Annotated in this window: 18 protein-coding genes; 3 read left to right on the forward strand and 15 right to left on the reverse strand. The window is 63.6% G+C overall.

The features are described 5' to 3' along the window. Positions 1-213: 213 nt before the first annotated feature. Both ACO07C_RS24140 and ACO07C_RS24145 read right to left on the reverse strand, forming a co-directional pair. Positions 214-426 carry a cold-shock protein gene (locus ACO07C_RS24140; protein ID WP_013530020.1) on the reverse strand — a complete coding sequence of 71 codons (213 nt, stop codon included), beginning with the start codon at positions 424-426 and terminating at the stop codon, positions 214-216. Between the two features lie 244 nt (positions 427-670). Then, positions 671-883, reverse strand: a complete 213-nt coding sequence (locus ACO07C_RS24145; RefSeq protein ID WP_006202520.1) for a cold-shock protein — start codon at positions 881-883, stop codon at positions 671-673. A gap of 524 nt (positions 884-1407) precedes the next feature. On the opposite strand from ACO07C_RS24145, the gene ACO07C_RS24150 reads away from it, so the two are divergent. Beyond that, positions 1408-1812 (forward strand): Kazal-type serine protease inhibitor domain-containing protein, encoded by a 405-nt coding sequence (locus ACO07C_RS24150; protein WP_421916679.1) that lies wholly within the window; start codon positions 1408-1410, stop codon positions 1810-1812. A gap of 15 nt (positions 1813-1827) precedes the next feature. Here the strand turns inward: ACO07C_RS24150 and ACO07C_RS24155 are convergent, their stop codons facing one another. From ACO07C_RS24155 to ACO07C_RS24180, 6 genes are all read right to left on the reverse strand, one after another. Continuing rightward, positions 1828-2445: a flavodoxin family protein gene (locus ACO07C_RS24155; protein ID WP_421916680.1), complete on the reverse strand. Its 618-nt coding sequence runs from the start codon at positions 2443-2445 to the stop codon at positions 1828-1830. Positions 2446-2540: 95 nt separating this feature from the next. After that, the gene (locus ACO07C_RS24160) at positions 2541-2765 is read right to left on the reverse strand and encodes a hypothetical protein (RefSeq protein WP_421916681.1); all 225 of its coding nucleotides are present in this window, start codon (positions 2763-2765) and stop codon (positions 2541-2543) included. A 91-nt stretch (positions 2766-2856) separates the two neighbouring features. Next, positions 2857-2994: a hypothetical protein gene (locus ACO07C_RS24165; RefSeq protein ID WP_421916682.1), complete on the reverse strand. Its 138-nt coding sequence runs from the start codon at positions 2992-2994 to the stop codon at positions 2857-2859. Between the two features lie 25 nt (positions 2995-3019). Further along, positions 3020-3268, reverse strand: a complete 249-nt coding sequence (locus tag ACO07C_RS24170) for a hypothetical protein (RefSeq protein WP_421916683.1) — start codon at positions 3266-3268, stop codon at positions 3020-3022. Next, the gene (locus ACO07C_RS24175) at positions 3265-3531 is read right to left on the reverse strand and encodes a hypothetical protein (protein ID WP_421916684.1); all 267 of its coding nucleotides are present in this window, start codon (positions 3529-3531) and stop codon (positions 3265-3267) included. The genes ACO07C_RS24170 and ACO07C_RS24175 overlap by 4 nt, the downstream gene beginning before the upstream one ends. A 186-nt stretch (positions 3532-3717) precedes the next feature. Next, on the reverse strand, positions 3718-3954 hold the full coding sequence (locus tag ACO07C_RS24180) for a hypothetical protein (RefSeq protein WP_421916685.1): 237 nt from the start codon (positions 3952-3954) through the stop codon (positions 3718-3720). Between the two features lie 190 nt (positions 3955-4144). Here ACO07C_RS24180 and ACO07C_RS24185 point away from each other — a divergent pair, with 190 nt between their 5' ends. Further along, positions 4145-4339, forward strand: coding sequence for a hypothetical protein (locus ACO07C_RS24185; RefSeq protein WP_421916686.1), 195 nt, complete (start codon positions 4145-4147; stop codon positions 4337-4339). A gap of 44 nt (positions 4340-4383) precedes the next feature. Then, positions 4384-6147: a tetratricopeptide repeat-containing sulfotransferase family protein gene (locus ACO07C_RS24190; protein WP_421916687.1), complete on the forward strand. Its 1764-nt coding sequence runs from the start codon at positions 4384-4386 to the stop codon at positions 6145-6147. Positions 6148-6233: 86 nt separating this feature from the next. On the opposite strand, the gene ACO07C_RS24195 is transcribed toward ACO07C_RS24190, so the two are convergent. The 7 genes from ACO07C_RS24195 to ACO07C_RS24225 form a co-directional block, all read right to left on the reverse strand. Further along, positions 6234-6797, reverse strand: a complete 564-nt coding sequence (locus ACO07C_RS24195) for a dihydrofolate reductase family protein (protein WP_421916688.1) — start codon at positions 6795-6797, stop codon at positions 6234-6236. Between the two features lie 157 nt (positions 6798-6954). Further along, a complete protein-coding gene (locus ACO07C_RS24200; protein ID WP_421916689.1) occupies positions 6955-7377 on the reverse strand; it encodes a VOC family protein in 423 nt (140 codons plus the stop codon). Positions 7378-7863: 486 nt separating this feature from the next. Then, positions 7864-8250, reverse strand: a complete 387-nt coding sequence (locus ACO07C_RS24205) for a nuclear transport factor 2 family protein (RefSeq protein WP_421916690.1) — start codon at positions 8248-8250, stop codon at positions 7864-7866. A gap of 106 nt (positions 8251-8356) precedes the next feature. Beyond that, complete coding sequence (locus ACO07C_RS24210) at positions 8357-9883, reverse strand: ABC-F family ATP-binding cassette domain-containing protein (RefSeq protein WP_421916691.1); 1527 nt, start codon at positions 9881-9883, stop codon at positions 8357-8359. A gap of 247 nt (positions 9884-10130) precedes the next feature. After that, positions 10131-11036: a DMT family transporter gene (locus tag ACO07C_RS24215; protein WP_421916692.1), complete on the reverse strand. Its 906-nt coding sequence runs from the start codon at positions 11034-11036 to the stop codon at positions 10131-10133. A gap of 306 nt (positions 11037-11342) precedes the next feature. Beyond that, positions 11343-14504 (reverse strand): excinuclease ABC subunit UvrB, encoded by a 3162-nt coding sequence (uvrB, locus tag ACO07C_RS24220; RefSeq protein WP_421916693.1) that lies wholly within the window; start codon positions 14502-14504, stop codon positions 11343-11345. Positions 14505-14657: 153 nt separating this feature from the next. Continuing rightward, a complete protein-coding gene (locus ACO07C_RS24225) occupies positions 14658-16343 on the reverse strand; it encodes a tlde1 domain-containing protein (protein ID WP_421916694.1) in 1686 nt (561 codons plus the stop codon). Positions 16344-16433: the final 90 nt, after the last annotated feature.

Consider the following 16433-nt stretch of genomic DNA (forward strand, 5'->3'; position numbering starts at 1 on the left):
TCGATCTCCTTCGTGCCGGTCCGTGCGGTCTCGGGGGATACGATCCGGCTTTACGGATGACTAATATAGGACCGTGGCTGAACGGAGGCTGAACGAAATCGTTCCGCAATTCGTGGGGCGTGATCACATCAACGTGAAAAACACCCATCATACGCAGCCCGGAGCGGGCAAAGCAATTTGCCCGAGCAGCTATAGCCCCCGTCTGAAGCCGGCTTAGCCGACCGACAGGTTGACGGCCTTGGGTCCCTTGCCGCGTTTGTCGGGCTCCGTGTCGAATGACACTTTCTGCCCGTCCTCGAGACCGGGAAGACCCGACGCCTGCACAGCCGAAATATGGACGAAGACATCCTTGGCGCCATCGTCAGGCGTGATGAAGCCGAAGCCCTTGGCATGATTGAAGAATTTGACGGTGCCGGTCTGCGGCATGGGAAGCTCCCTTAATCCCATAAAGTCCAGTCTCGGGCCGGCAAATGCCCGAAGGGAAATTTGTCCTTTATTTTGGCGCTATCGGCAAGAGAAAGTTTTGACCGGCCCGATGCAGCGCCTCGGCCATGAAAAAGGCGCGACGAAAACCGCCGCGCCTTCCAAAACTCAAAGCCGGCTTCGCACGCCTGTTCAGGACGTGGAAGCCGCCTCGCGCGCCCACCGGGACGCGCAACGTGGCGACGATTCAGGCCGCGCGGAGATTGACCGCCTTGGGGCCCTTGCCCATGCGGTCCGGCTCGACGTCGAAGGTGACCTTCTGGCCGTCGACGAGCGTGCGCAGGCCCGAGGCCTCGATCGCGGAGATGTGGACAAACACGTCCTTGGCGCCACCGTCGGGCGTAATGAAACCGAAGCCTTTGGTCGCGTTGAAGAATTTAACGGTGCCGGTCTGGGCCATTGGGGAAACTCCTTCACCCGTTCAGTCTATGTTGGTCCTGCCCGCCACCTGGCGTCGAGGGCAAGTCCCGGTGGTTGCTTCGGCAGTCATGCATTGGCGCATGGTCAAACCCCCCGCCGAAAACGGGGCCGTCAGAGATTCACAGTATCGGGGAAAGGTCGTCCAAAACGTTCCGCTCTCCGGGTCGCAAATGCCCGAACACGGAATTTATCGCACGGAAACGTGAAGGTTGCAAGATAGTGCCGCGGGTCGCCCTGATGGGCGCGTCCCGACGCATGATGTCCGCTGATTTCGATGGGCAGGGGATAGACTTGGCGTGCGGCCGGGTCATCGGCCAGAGACGGGCCAAGCATGGGCCAGCGCACAAAAGCGGTGCGTATCGCAGCCCGGCCCGGGGTCCGACGCGCGCCTTTGCAGAAGGCATGGCCGCCTGCAAACGGGGGTTGCATTCGGCGACGGAATCGCGACGATCGGCACAGCGTTCGCCGGTCTCCCGCCGGCAGGCATGGGGGAGGGACGTCATCATGAAATTTCTTGCGGCAGTCTTCTCGCGCCAGGGTTTTGCCGTCCTTTTCCTGTCGGCACTCCTTGCCGCCTGCACGGTCGTGGTGGATGACGGCCCCGGCCCGCGCCCGCGTCCGCCAAGGCCCGAGCCGCAGTTCTGCTCCATGCAGTATCAACCGGTCTGCGCCCGGCGCGGCGGCGATCGCCAGACCTTCGCCAATGCCTGCCTTGCCGACCGGGCCGGATACCGCATCATCCGCGATGGCCAGTGCCGTGACGGCGGTGGTGGCAGCGGGGAACAGACATTCTGCACGCGCGAATACCGCCCTGTCTGCGCCCGCCGCGGCGGCGAGATGCGCAGCTTTCCCAACGCATGTGAGGCGCGCGCCGCCGATTATCGCATCGTCGGCGACGGGCCGTGCTGAGGGGCGCGAACCGCTCTACTTGCCCACTCCGACATAGGCCCTGCCTTTCAGCAGGGCGGCCAGGTGGGCCGCGTTCGAGGCGGCCATCTCGATCATGCCGGCGACCTTGTCGGGGCTTTTCGGCAGGTCGACATAATTGATGTCGCCCATGGCCTCGCCCACCCAGTAGACACCGCCATTGGCCGGGATGGTGAAGCCGACGTCGTTGAGCGACTGGAAGCATTCGGCGTGGCAGTGATGCGCGCCGTCCTCATTGCCGACGATTGCAACCAGCGCGACCTTGCCGGCAGCGGGCATGCGCCCCTTGTCGTCGGTCTCCTCGAGAAACGCGTCCATGCGTTCCATGACACGCTTGGCCACACTTGATGGCTGGCCCATCCAGATCGGCAGGCCGAGGATGAAGATATCGCTGGCGATGATCTTATCGCGCAGTTTCGGCCAGTCGTCGCCCTTGCCCATGTCGGACAAGACGCCGGGCTTGATGTCATGATCGAGGGCCCGAACGACCTCGCCCTTCACGCCATGCGGCTTCAGGGCCGAGAGCAGATCGGCGATGATCTTGTCGGTGGATGATTTCTCCTTGTCGCGGGAGGCTTTCAAGGAGCAGTTGATGGCAAAGGCGGTGAGGGACATTGCGCGCTTCCTGCATGTTGATGTGCAGGCCCAACGTCGTCGGGGGCTGACGGTTGCGAGCGGACCCGGGCGGTGCTGACTGGGCGGCGTGGCGCTCACATGCCGGCCGGATAGGCACCGTCGGCCGGACCGGCGTAGAGTTCGCTGCCATCCTCGTCGGAAATACGCAGGCGGTCTGGAATTTGCGGCATGGCCAGCGTGTGGAACAGCGCGGTGGCACCCTGCAGCGCCGCGCGCAGGTTGGGTGCTTCCAGCGACACCTTGTCGAGCGTCGCTTCGTCGGCTTCGCGGGACCGGTAGAACTCGATGACGAAGTTCAAGCACGCCTCCGTGATGCGGGCAGGGCGTTGCGCGGTCCGCTATCGCGCTGGAGATGATCTCCGGCGCCGAAAGGTGCCGGAGAAGAGACTATCAGCCTTTAGATTTAGGCTTCAGGTTGGTTTCCGCCTGCTTGACGGACGAGCCGAACGGGGCGGCGGGCTTGGCCGCGACCTTGTCCTTCTTGGGCTTGCGTGTCTCGCGGTTGCTGCGCTGTTGGCCCTTGGCCATGTTCCGTGCTCCTTGGTTGGGGTCCTCAGACCGCTGGATTGTCGGCGGATTCGAGATTGTCCTCGGTGGTGACCCGCTCATGGGTCTCCTGGTCGCTGCGGATCCTGTATTGCGGCGAGCCGTCCTTGACCGGCAGCTTGCTCTGGATCTTGAACAGTTCCGCCGTCTTCTGGACGAGGCCCATGCGGCTCTTCATGCGTACCGTCTGACCGACCGCGAAAAGATGCACGGGCGTGTCGTTGCGCGGGCGCGCGTTCTGCTGGAAGCGGATCATGCTGCGTTCTCCCTGTCGCGCGTCAGCGCTGCTTCTAGTTCGGTCTGGTCGATGGCGACGAGCTGGCTGGTCGGATTTTTCACCGTCCTTGCAGGCAGATGGATGAAGGTGGCGACACGGCGCCAGGCAAGCCATGACAGGCCGTCAACCAATTCCTCGTCGTGGTCGATGTCGTAGTCGCCAGCCGGCAACTGTCCTTCCACGCCGCCGAGCACGAAGGGTGCCGTGAAATGCGCGATGGAATGGGTGGTGCGGGCCGACATCTGGTTTGCCTCGACGTTTTGTCCGGGAACCTTGCGTCTCGCGACGCCATGCGAACGAACAGCGTGCCGGAAAGACAAAAAAGCGGGGACGAGCCCCGCTTTCCTATTTCCGGCAATCGCTGGAAATAAGCCGCCTTCGAGAGCTGCCAGTACATCCGTGGTCAGCGTTCATCGAATTCGGCCGGATCAGATCAGTTTCAGACTGGCTGCCAATTCGCGGCCTTTGCTGTCTTGCGCGAACCCGAACAGCGTTTTCTGGTCATTGTAGAACTTTACAGTTCCGGTGTTCATAAGTCTGTCTTTCGGAATCGAGACATCGTCGCGGTCTGCCGCGCGCCGGGTATCGGAAATCTGGATGAGATTGGCGGGTCGAAAACCTCTGACGCCGCGAGATGCCAAGCTGGCCCAAAAACGATAGCTCACAGATAGTCGTAATCTTCGATTTAATCAAGAAGTGATGCGAGAAAATCTGACATCTCTTGAAAATTAATCGCCTTTGCCCATCCAGGAAATTCAGGTAGGGATCCATCGCATGGCAGGAAATTGTTTGAAGTAAGGCGGGAACATTTATCTCTGATTTTGATTTTATTTACGCATGAAAGGAATAAATCTCATGATCTCCGTAAAAACCCCTGCGGGTACCATTGTGACAATCGCGCCGATCGCGATGCCCATCGCAAAACCGGCCGCCGTCAAGTCGGCGCGGCTGACCATCAGAAGCGATGAGGCTGCCAGGCGAACCATCGCCGACACCGACGGAACGCTACGGCGGGCTAGGCATCTGGCCGAGACAAATCGCCTGATATGACGCTCCGAGCTTGCCGGAATAGGGGCTCGATAGCCTCGTAACCCTTGAACCTGCCGCGCCAATGGCCTAGATCGCGTCAGGCACAAAAACACGGCAGGTTTCCCATCAACCGAGATCCAAGACGACCAGCAGGCGCAGGCGGTGCACAGCCGCCGCTGGGGCTCGACCAGCGCGTACAGCAGGCATTGCAGTTGCACCAGGCCGGCCGGCGGCAGGAAGCGGAGGCGCTTTACCGCCAGGTACTGGCACAGAAGGCCAATCATCCGGCGGCCGCGCATTTCCTGGGATTACTGCTGCATCAGACCGGGCGCAGCCCGGAAGGGCTGGAACTGCTCGAGCGATCGGTGCGGATGCTTCCGGACAATCCGGATTTCCTGAACAATGTCGGCACGGTGATGCGCGACCTCGGCCGCGTTCCCGCCGCCATCGATTTCTTCCGCAAGGCCGTGGAGCTTCGTCCCGACCAGCTCGCGGCGCGTGATAATCTCGGCTCGTCGCTGAAGCAGCTTGGGCAATTCGAGGGCGCGGAAGAGACCTATCGCGGCACCATCGGGCGCAACCCGTTCCATATCCGCGCGCGCATCGGGCTTGCCGAAACGCTGCAGGAGGCCGGGCGTCTGGACGAGGCCTTGGCCACCTTCCGCGAGGCGCTGAACATCCGGCCCAAGGATGCCGACCTGCTGCACGGGCTGGGCGTCGGACTGATGGAGAAGGGCAAGCTCGACGAGGCCGCCAATGCATTCCGGCAGGCGCTGGCGGTCGATCCCGGCATGTCGAGGGCCTGGCTGATGCTGACGCAGGTCAAGCGCCAGAAGGAACGCGATACGGAGTTGACGGGCATGGAAGCCCAGCACGCCAAGGCGCCGGAAGGCAGCCTGGCGCGCATGCAGCTGTCCTTCGGCCTCGGCAAGGCCAATGACGACCTGAAGGATTATGGCCGCGCCTTCGACTATTACACCGAAGGCAATGCGATCCGACGCAAGGGTATCGACTACGACAAGGCCAGGACGCGGGCCGAGTTCGAGGCGATGAAGGCGACCTTCGATGCTGGCTTCTTCGAAAAACACAAGCCGAGCCCGATCGTCGACGACACGCCGATCTTCGTCGTCGGCATGCCACGCTCGGGCACGACGCTGATCGAACAGATCATCGCCAGCCATCCGCAGGTCTATGGCGCGGGCGAGCTCAGCATCCTGAAGACGGCGGTCGGCAAGCAGTTTCCCATGAACATGCCCGGCGGCTTTCCCGCAGGCATCGCCGGCCTGCCGGACAAGGCGTTCGCGGAGGCCGGGCAGGCTTATCTCGACATGCTGCACACCCGCTATCCGGGGTTCCGCCATGTCACCGACAAGATGCCTGGCAACTTCCTGCTGATCGGCTTCATCCACATGATGCTGCCGAAGGCCAGGATCGTGCATTGCGCGCGCGACGCGGCGGCCACCTGCCTGTCGATCTTCAAGGTGCATTTCCGCAATGACACCCATCGCTATGGCTACGACCTAGGCGAACTCGCCGACTTCCACAATCTCTACACCGACATCATGGCGCATTGGCACACAGTGCTGCCGGGTGTCGTGCACGATGTGCGCTACGAGGATTTCGTCGCAGACCAGGAAGGGCAGACGCGGGCGCTGATGACGCATCTCGGCCTGCCATGGGATGACAAGGTGCTGTCGTTCCACGAAACCGATCGCCCGGTGCGCACGGCCTCGGCCGCGCAGGTGCGCCAGCCTATGTACCAGGGGTCGGTCGACCTGTGGAAGCTCTACGGCGACCGGCTGAAGCCGCTGCTGGACAGGCTGGACTGAACAGGCTGCCCATGCTCCCTGGAGGATCATGACGACGGTTGGTTGAACCATCGCCCTGATCGCCCAGCCATTTTGCGCGACATGCCTCAGGCGGCCTTCTGCTCGTAACGCAGGAAGACATTGCCATTGGCGAAGGCCTGCGACCGGGCCAGCGTCACGTTGAGCGGATTGCCGATGCCTTCGAACATCGTCCTGCCGGCGCCAAGCATGACCGGGACGATGACGAACTGGTATTCGTCTATCAGGTTCTCCTCGGCCAATTGAGCGACGAGATTGCCGCTTCCCAGGATCGTCATGTGGTTGCCCGCCTGCTGCTTCAGCTCGCGAAGCTTCGCGGCCGGCCCGCTTTTGACCAGCTCGGTGTTGTTCCAGCTTGCCGTGTCGAGCGTGCGGGAAAACACGAGCTTCGGCATGGCGTTCATGCGTTCGGCCACCACTGGGGCGATCTGGGCGGCCATCGGCGTCGGCCAGAACTGGATCATCAGGTCGTAGGTGACGCGGCCCAGCACCAGCATGCCACCGCCCTTGGCGTTGTCGGCGACGAAGGCGTTCCATTCCGGATCCTGGCTGTGCGCCCAGTCCATGGCGCCGTGCCCGTCGGTAAAATAGCCGTCGAGCGAGATGCTGTTGAATACGATCAGCTTGCGCATAAGTCGGTCCTATCTTGAAATATGTAGAAGCCATCAACGTGGGACATCGCGGGTCTCGTTCGCCGAGAAATGAGCGCCGGGTCGGCGGGGATACGACCCGGCGCCGTGAGCGCGTCAGCCCTGGTATAGGCGGGCGACGCCTGCTCGCTAAGGAAAGCTAGTTGACCGGCGCGTTCATCGCCCAGCAGACGCCAAAGGGATCCTTCACCTGGCCCCAGCGGTCACCCCAGAACATCACCTGCAGCGGCGTGACGATTTCGCAGCCCGCATCGGCGGCCCGCTGCCACCAGGCATCGATATCGCTGTTAGCCAGGTGGAGCTGCAGCGTGTAGCCCTGCGCGTCCTTGTGCGGGTGGCCATGCTCCGGGTAGGCGTCACCCAACATCAGCGTCGAGCCGTTAATATGGAGATGGATGTGCATGGTGCGGCCCTTTTCGTCCGGCGGATAGGCGAAGACCTGTTCGGCGCCGAAGGCCTTCTTGTAGAATTCGGCGGCCTTGAAGGCGCCGTCCACCTGCAGATAGGGGGTCAATCCGCCGAGCACTTCTGCCCTGGGCTGAACGGGGGTCTGGTCGGTCATGTCTTGCTCCTCTTTGCATCTGGATGGGGCATTCGGCTTTGGTCTTGCGGACCCTAGGACGCACGAGCCCGTGGCGATCCTACATGGCGGTGAAGATTTTTTGGGCGGTGGGCATTGTTCAATGGAGGACGCGGACGCGGCTGGCGCGCGTGGCTTTCGAAACGCGCATCCATGCGGGCGATGCCGCTTTCAGGCGACAGGCATGATTGAAAGTGCTCGCCAAGGCCGCCGGCGTCAACGGCGACGGCCGTCTTGCGCGTCGAAGATTTCGGGGGAAGCCGACATCCTTGCGGAGCGCGGCGGCCAGTGAAAGCAGGATGCGTTCGCTTCGGTGACGAGCCCATGCCGCGGCGTATGGGGTTGCGATGCGACCGACGCATGACAGGACCGACATGACAGTTCCTCCCTGGCTGGCGCCGGCACCATCGTGCCGGCATCCCAAGGACGTGGCGGTTCGGGACGACCCGACAGCTCGTCGAACTTGTTTCAGGCGACCGAAGCGGCGAGAGCTGTGTCGTAATACTCCGCCATCTCGATGACCTTGCCGTCGCGTATCGTCCAGAAATCGGCGGTACGCATGACAAGCTCCTGGCCGGTGGTCTTGCGCGTCAAATGGATCTCGACCTGCGCCGCGATCTTGTCGCCGCCGTCGACGATGTCGATGGGGACATAGCTCCGGAATTCGAAATCACTGTCCAGCGACATCAGGCGGGCGAGGAACTCCTGCTTGCCATTGCCTGTCGCGATGTAGGGTGCATGCGGTTCGGCGACCCAGCGGAAGACGACATCGTCGGAACAGTGGGCCAGCGTGCCCACGATGTCGCGTTTCGCATAGGCATCATAAAGGTTCTTGATGATCTCCACGCCGCGCATGACCGGTTTCCTCCCTCGATTGCGGAACGTTCAGCATGCGCCTTTTCCCGGGGACGGGGAAGTGCGGGCCGGCCTCCCTTGGGGTGCCGGCCCGGCGAAAGCATGGCTAGCCGCCCGCTTCGGCCACCGAGCTGAAGAATTCCTCTGGATCCTCCACTTCGGTCAGCCGCCGCTTCTCGATCAGCCAGAAGCGGTTGCCGATGGCGCGGATGAAGGAACGGTCGTGCGAGGCGAGCAGGCAGCTTGCCTGATGCGCCAGCAACTCGGCTTCCAACGCTTCCTGGCCATCGATGTCGAGATGGTTGGTCGGCTCGTCGAGCAGATAGAAGTTCGGGTTGGCGAGCCTGAGCGCCAGCATCATCAGCCGAGCCTTCTGGCCCCCGGACAGCACGCCGATCTTTTTCTCTTGCATCTCGATGACCACGCCGGCGCCGGCGAGCAGCGAGCGGGCGCGCTGTTCACCGACATCATAGCGGCGCGAAACCATCGCCAGCGGCGTGTCGTCGCCGCCGATGCCGGACAACGCCTGGTCGCTGTAGCCCAGCACCGTCGACGGCGTCACCTTCACATTCTGGACCGTATCGGGCTCCATGATGGCGTTGCGGATCAGCGTTACGAAGCGCGACTTGCCGACGCCGTTGCGGCCGAGCAATACGATGCGGTCACCCTGGCAGATATGGCGCTTGCCGGTCCTGAACAGCAGCGTTCCGTCAGGCGTTTCGACAGCCGCGTCGTCAAGCGTGATCAGCACCTTGGCGTGGGTGCCGCGGTTCGCCAGCCTGATCGCCCCGGCCGATCTCTCGCGATGTGCCGGGGCGGCCGCGTCTTCCAGCTTCTCCGCGCGCTCCTTGAGCTGCTTGGTCTTGACCGTCAGCAGGTCGCTGCCGGAATTGATGCCGATGTTGTTGAGCTTGGCGGCCTGCTTGCGCAGTTGCTGGGCGACCTTCATGTCGCGCTCGAACTTGCGCGCCATCGCGGCATCGGCTTCGTCGAGCGCCTGCCTGGCGCGGGAATAAGGCAGCGCGAATACCGGCGACTGTTCCGGACGCAGGAACAGCGTCCGGTTGGTGGTGGCGTCGAGGAAGGCACGGTCGTGGCTGGCGATGACGACCGGCACTTCTCGCGGCAAAGCGTTCAGCCATGTTTCCAGCTGGCTGATGCGTGCGAGGTCGAGATGGTTGGTCGGCTCGTCGAGCAGCAGCACGTCCGGGTCGGTGACCCAGACGCGGGCGATCAGCGCCAGCCTCTGCCACCCGCCGCTCAGCGCCTGCATTTTGCGTTCGCGCATCGGTTCGGGCACGTCGAGCGAATCCAGCACCACGTCGACGCGCCACATCTCGCTTTCGGCCTGTTCGGGCGGCAGGGCGTCGGCCACCACCTGATGGAAAGTGCGGCCAAGAAGGGCAGGGGCAACGGACTGCTCGACATGGCCGACGCGCAGGCCGCGCGTGCGGGTAATGTCGCCCGAGGTCGGCTCCATCTCGCCGGTCAGGCATTTCAGCAAGGTCGACTTGCCGCGTCCGTTGGCGGCGACGATGCCGAGCCGGTCGCCGCTGCCGATGGTGAGGTCGAGGTTGGCAAAGAGCGGCGCACTCATGGTGACGCCGAGGGATTTGAGGCTGATCAGGGCCATTGGATTTCTCTGGTCTTGCCGGAAACAATTCCGGGTGCACTTTGACGGTGCGCGTGCTGGCCATCAGGCTCGGCGTTGCGGCACCACGAAGGGCAGACCAAAAAATCGAAGCGGGAAAAACCCGGACCGTCCCTGGTCAGCCCTGCAAGCGAACTCGCAGGGCAGAAATCGGGCCACGCTGACGATGGTGACGAAAAAACGTAAACACGTGAGCCCTCCTTTCAAAACGTTCGAGTGTGTAACCGCGTTACACCAAAGGCGGGGCCGATGGCAAGGCCGCGGCTTTCACCCGGCGCGGGAAGGGATCCAGCACCAGTATGCAGCCGCCGATGATCGCCACCGCGCCGAAGGCCTGGATGATGGTCAGCGATTCGCCCAGCAGAACCGTGCCGACCAGCACCGCGATCGTGGTCACGGCGAACTCGACGCTGATTGTCCTGGTGGCGCCGATGCTGGCCACCAGACGGAAATAGACAATGTATGTCAGCGCGCTCATCACGCAGGCGAGAAGGACGAGATAGAGGAAGTCGATGGGGGCGGGCATCGCCGGCACCGGCACGGCCAGCAGCAGCGGCAGCGTCATCAAACTGCCGAGCAGGAAGGCGGCGCCGGTGAGTTCCCATGAGCCGGCGGAGCGCAAATGGCGGTTGGCGTAGTTGCTGCCGAAGGCGGCGGAGAATGAACTCAACAGTGAGGCAGCGCAGCCGAAGGCGAAGGATGCCGTGATCGGAACGGCGGGAAAACCGACCAGAACGGTGATCCCGGCGGCGCCGAGCAGCAGCCCCGCCAGGCCACGAAGGGTGATGCGTTCAAGCCCCCACAACTGGCCGAGGATCATCGAGAACAGCGGGATCGCGGCAACCAGGATGGCGGCCATCGCCGTGCCGATGCGCGGCGTGGCGTAGGACAGGCCGATCAGTTGCGCGGCGACCGTCGTCGCGCCAACCATTGCGAAGTGCCGCCAGCCGGCGCTGAAATCGAGCCGCCGCCGCGTTGCCGCCGCCAGCAGGAAGAGCGTGATGCCCGCGATCAGCGAGCGCAAGGTAACCGCGCCGACCCAGCCGAAGGCATGCACCACCTTGAGCAGCACCAGGAACGACAGTCCCCAGGTGATGGCAAGGAAGACGTAGGCGGCGATGTCCTTGGGTTTCATGGTGTGGCCGGCATATTTCTGGCGGAGTGCAGGATGGCAAGGCCCGTATAGTGTCCACCGGAGGCTGGCAAGGACGGGTGCATGGTCCAGGAGGGAGCTGCTGGTCAGGTTGGTCGAGGAAGAGCTTTCGTATGTTGGAGGGACAGCGCGCCCCCCTCTGTCCTGCCGGACATCTCCCCCACGAGGGGGAGATTGGCTGTCACGACTGCTTTCGCCAATCGCCAACATAGTCAGACGGGCGCGGTGGAGCTGCCGCTCTCCTCCTCGTAGGGGGATGTCCGGCAGGACAGAGGGGGCGCGAAGGCGCTACCGTCCCGGCCGACCCGTCTTGCCAGGCCTGCGCTTCTCCCGGCGCGCGTCGCCGGGATCCTCGTAGGAGCCGATGCCGGCGCGCTGGCGGATGATGGGCTTGGCGGAATCGCTGGGTTCCTTGGCGTCCGCCTCGGTCCTGCCGGGCCCTGCGACCGGCTGAGGTTTCGCCGGCACCTTACCTTCGACCGGCTTTTCCGTGCGCCGCACGGTCATCTCATCCAGCGAATTCTTCTTGAACAGCGGTTTGACCGGCTCGCCGGGAACGCCGAAATCGGAGCCATGCGCCTCGGCCGCCGACTGTTTCTTGAACAGCGAGCGCGAGACGGCGCCGGCCGGTGTCGGCATGTCGGTGCCGGGGCCCATGTCGTCGATCGATGGCTTGGAAAACAGCGGTTTCTTCACCGGCACGGCGCCGTCCGCGCCCATCTCGTCGAGATCGGGCTTGCGGAAGAGATTGGTCCGGGCAGCCTTGGCCGCCTCTTCGGCGGCGCGTGCTTCGTCGAGCTTGCGGAAACGCTCCTGTTCCTCGGTCGTACGATGTTTGGCCACACCCTTGTTGTGCTTGCCTTTTTCGCGGCCCGAGGCGGGACTTTGGCCCTCTACCTCGCGCGCCAGCGGATCGTCGGAGATCGACAGCTCCATCTCGCGCAGCCTCTTGATCTCGTCGCGGATGCGGGCCGCCTTCTCGAAGTCGAGATTGGCGGCGGCATCGCGCATCTGCTTTTCCAGCGCGTCGAGATGGGCCTTGAAATTGTTGCCCATCATGGCGCCGGCGCTGTCGGTGAACTGCGAGATGTCGGCTCGGACGTGGTCCTTCTCGTAGACCGAGTCGAGAATGTCGGAGATGCGCGACTTCACCGATTCCGGCGTGATGCCGTTGGCCGCGTTCCACTCCATCTGCTTCTCGCGGCGACGGCTGGTCTCCGCCATCGCCCGCTCCATCGAGCCGGTGATCTGATCGGCGTAGAGGATGACCTTGCCGTCGACGTTTCTGGCGGCGCGGCCGATGGTCTGGATCAGCGACGTCTCCGAGCGCAGGAAACCCTCCTTGTCGGCGTCGAGAATGGCGACGAAGCCGCATTCGGGAATGTCGAGGCCTTCGCGCAGAAGGTTGATGCCGACCAGCACGTCGAAGGCGCCGAGGCGCAGGTCGCGCAGGATCTCGATGCGCTCCAGCGTGTCGATGTCGGAGTGCATGTAGCGCACGCGCACGCCCTGTTCGTGCAGATATTCGGTCAGGTCCTCGGCCATGCGCTTGGTCAGCACGGTGACCAGCGTGCGATAGCCGGCCTTGGTGGTCTCGCGGATCTCGCCGACGACATCGTCGACCTGGCTCTTGGCCGGGCGCACCTCGACCGGCGGGTCGATCAGGCCGGTCGGGCGGATGACCTGCTCGGCGAAGACGCCGCCGGCCTGTTCCATCTCCCAGTTGCCCGGCGTCGCCGAGACGGCGACGGAGAGCGGGCGCATGGCGTCCCATTCCTCGAAGCGCAAGGGACGGTTGTCCATGCAGGACGGCAGGCGGAAGCCATATTCCGCCAGCGTCGCCTTGCGCCGAAAGTCGCCGCGATACATGCCGCCGATCTGCGGCACGGTGACGTGGCTTTCGTCGATGAAGACCAGCGCATTGTCGGGAATATACTCGAACAGGGTCGGCGGCGGATCACCCGGCTGGCGGCCGGTGAGATAGCGCGAATAGTTCTCGATGCCGGCACAGGAGCCGGTGGCTTCCAGCATCTCGATGTCGAAGCGGGTGCGCTGCTCCAGCCGCTGCGCTTCCAGCAGGCGGCCGGCGCGTTCCAGTTCCACCAGACGGTGCTTGAGCTCTTCCTTGATCGACTTGATCGCCTGGTTGAGCGTCGGGCGCGGCGTCACATAGTGCGAGTTGGCGTAGATCTTGACGCTCTTGAGCTCGCCGGTCTTCTGGCCGGTGAGCGGGTCGAACTCGGTGATCTGCTCGATCTCGTCGCCGAACATGGAGATGCGCCAGGCGCGATCCTCAAGGTGGGCGGGAAAGATCTCGATCGTGTCGCCGCGCACGCGAAACGAGCCGCGCACGAAGTTGATGTCCTGCCGCTTGTATTGCTGGGCGACGAGGTCGGCGAGGAGGGCGCGCTGGTCGAGCCGGTCGCCGATCTGCATCTGGAAGGTCATGGCCGTATAGGTCTCGACCGAACCGATACCGTAGATGCAGGACACCGAGGCGACGATGATGACGTCGTCGCGTTCGAGCAGCGAGCGCGTCGCCGAGTGGCGCATGCGGTCGATCTGCTCGTTGATGGAGGATTCCTTCTCGATGAAGGTGTCCGTGCGCGGGACGTAGGCTTCGGGCTGGTAATAATCGTAGTAGGAGACGAAATACTCGACCGCATTGTCGGGGAAGAATTTCTTGAACTCGGAATAAAGCTGTGCCGCCAGCGTCTTGTTGGGCGCCAGGATCAGGGCAGGGCGCTGCGTCTCCTCGATCACCTTGGCCATGGTAAAAGTCTTGCCCGAGCCGGTGACGCCGAGCAGCACCTGGGTGCGGTCGCCGTTGTCGACGCCTTCGACAAGGTCCTTGATGGCGGTCGGCTGGTCGCCGGCGGGCTCGAAGTCAGACACCATCTTGATGGCGATACCGCCTTCGGATTTTTCCGGGCGGGCAGGGCGGTGCGGCGTCCACAGCACGCCGTCCTTATGCAGGGGATTGCCGGATTCGATCAGCGCCGACAGCGCGGCCACCGTCGCGGTGACGCTGCTCGATGCCATGGTTTCGGCGTCTTCCAGCGAGATGTCGAGACCGGCAACCGGGTTGAGGCCGGCGGCCGTGCGCTCCCTGGCTGACGCCGCGCCACCCATCGAGGTGCCGCGCGAACTGCGGCCCGGTGAAGCGGAGCGTTCTGGAATCTTCTTGCCGGCCTTGGGCGATTTGCCGCCGTCGCCTTTCACGGCGAGGCGGCCTTCCTTCTCGGCTTCCTGCTCGATCTGCTGCGCCCAGTCGGCAATCGATCCGGTCAGCGGCACGCCCGACAGTTCGGGTTGCGGCATCTCGGCGAAGCCGCCCCTCTGCAGCGGCTCCGAGGCGTCCATGAAATCGGTCAGCGGGCTGCGCCGCTTCGGCGCGGCGCGGTTGTCACTCGCCGCCGAGGGCGTCTTCTTGTCGGGGGATCTGGCCATGTCCCGAATATGGGAGGTATCGGCCAAAATGGAAAGAGTGCGTCGGCGCGGCGCGCAGTGCCAGGCGCTGCTCCTGACAGAAGGTTGTCAGGAGACGGCTCCACATTCCCGTTGGGAACCTTTCGGCAATGCGTGCGTTATTGCTCGGAACCGTCAGACGCCGCGTGCGTTGGATGCCACCTGGGTAGGAGATCCATTCAGGCGCGGGACGACGACCAAACGCGTGACCTTGCCCTTTTTAAAGGCAGCAAGGAAGCGATTGTAGTCCTTGAATACGACGCAGCCGTTGGATTCGGCGCGGCCGCCGCGAAGCATGTAGGTATGCGCGAGCAGACCGACACGGTTATATTTGGCTTTGCCGCCAACCGGCGTGAGGCGGATGGCCTCGACGCCATGGAAACGCGATTCGCGTAGAGTCAGATCATAGGTGTTGGGCGGCGTCGGCCCACGATCCTTCTGGTCGACATAGCGGGGCTGGTCGACCATGGCTCCGAGGCCGGAATGGGCTTCCAGCCGCTGGCCGTCCGGCAGATAAACAGTCTTCGCGGAGATGTCGTAAACGGCGACGCCATTGCCGGCGCCGCTGCTGCCTCCACGCGGACCACTAAACAGATTCTTGAATGCCTGGCCGAGACCGCCCGAGGGCGTGTCCGGCCGTGCGTAGGCCAGCTCATCGCCGCTGTTGGCGGGCTTGCCCTGCCGCGTCTGCGGAGCCGGCCTTGCAGCCAGCTGCACAGGCTTCGTTTGCTGAACGGCTTTCGGCTGTGGAACCGCCTTGGGCTGTTCCACCACCCTGGGCTGGATGGTTTTGGGCGCCGGGGCATTGTCCAGTTGCGGGCGCTGCGTCGGCAGCGGAACATCGTCGGACAGCGCATCGGGCAGGGATGCCACGTCGCCGGGCTTCTCGGGCAGCGTCTTGCTTGGCGTGACAGCGACATCGACCGAGGATTCCTCGATCGGCAGCGGCGAAGCGAACGCCTCGTCGTCGACCGGCATCGACTTGACCAGAGCCAGCGCCAGTTGCGAGGGATCCGGCGTCTCGGTGACGTCCGGTGCGCCGAAGCGCATGGGTTGCGGCGCGGTCTGGACCACGACCGAGTTGGGATCGACGCGGGCAAAGCGTTCGGCGGCAGGCGCTGCCGCGGTTGGCAGGCTTGCGGTCTCGTAGGACTGGTCGGAGATGCCGGTCACATCATTCGACAGGCTGGCCACCACCTTGCTGGAAGGCGTCAGCGACGCCTCGACAGCCGGCGCGACGCTGGAAATGATGGGATGGGGGGCTGCGTTCGCGGTCTGCTGGGGCTTTGCCGTGCCGGCAAAGGCGGCGGCGATACGGGATGGCGACAAGGCCGCTTCCATCCGCTCGAAGCGATCCTTGGTCTGGGTAACAATCGCAGTGCCGGTGGTGGCGGCCGGCTGGGCGGTAGCGGCGGCGATACGCGACGATTTTTCCGCATGGGTTTCGACGGAGGCCAACTTGAAGCAGCTGTCGCCGCATTCAGGGCTGTGGTCGTGCAGTGCCTGTTCGGCACCATGGACGTTGGCGAGCACGAACGGCGCCGTCGATGTCTGGAAATGCTGCTTGAGCGGGTTGGCCTGGGTCAGCGAGCCGTGCATCAGCAAGGTTTGCTGCAGGCCTCCTGTGGGAAGCGAAGCGCCGACCGAACTGAGGCCGGCCATGGTGCCCACCAGCCAAAGGCCAATCGCGGTGCCGACACTGGGCACGGCGACCCAGCGAACGATTGATCCGGTATTGATGCGCCTTGGACGACGGGCACCGGCGTCTTCGCCATGCCAGTTTTCGTCCGCTCCAACTTTATTCTTACGCAAAACAGTCACCAATCTTGTTCAAATCAGCTCCCTCGCCCGCGGCCCTTAGAGCCGCGACGACCATTCTGTGATATGATCCCAGGTGGTCCCCGACGCGTT

Source organism: Mesorhizobium sp. (genome assembly GCF_965229135.1).
GTDB lineage: Bacteria > Pseudomonadota > Alphaproteobacteria > Rhizobiales > Rhizobiaceae > Mesorhizobium.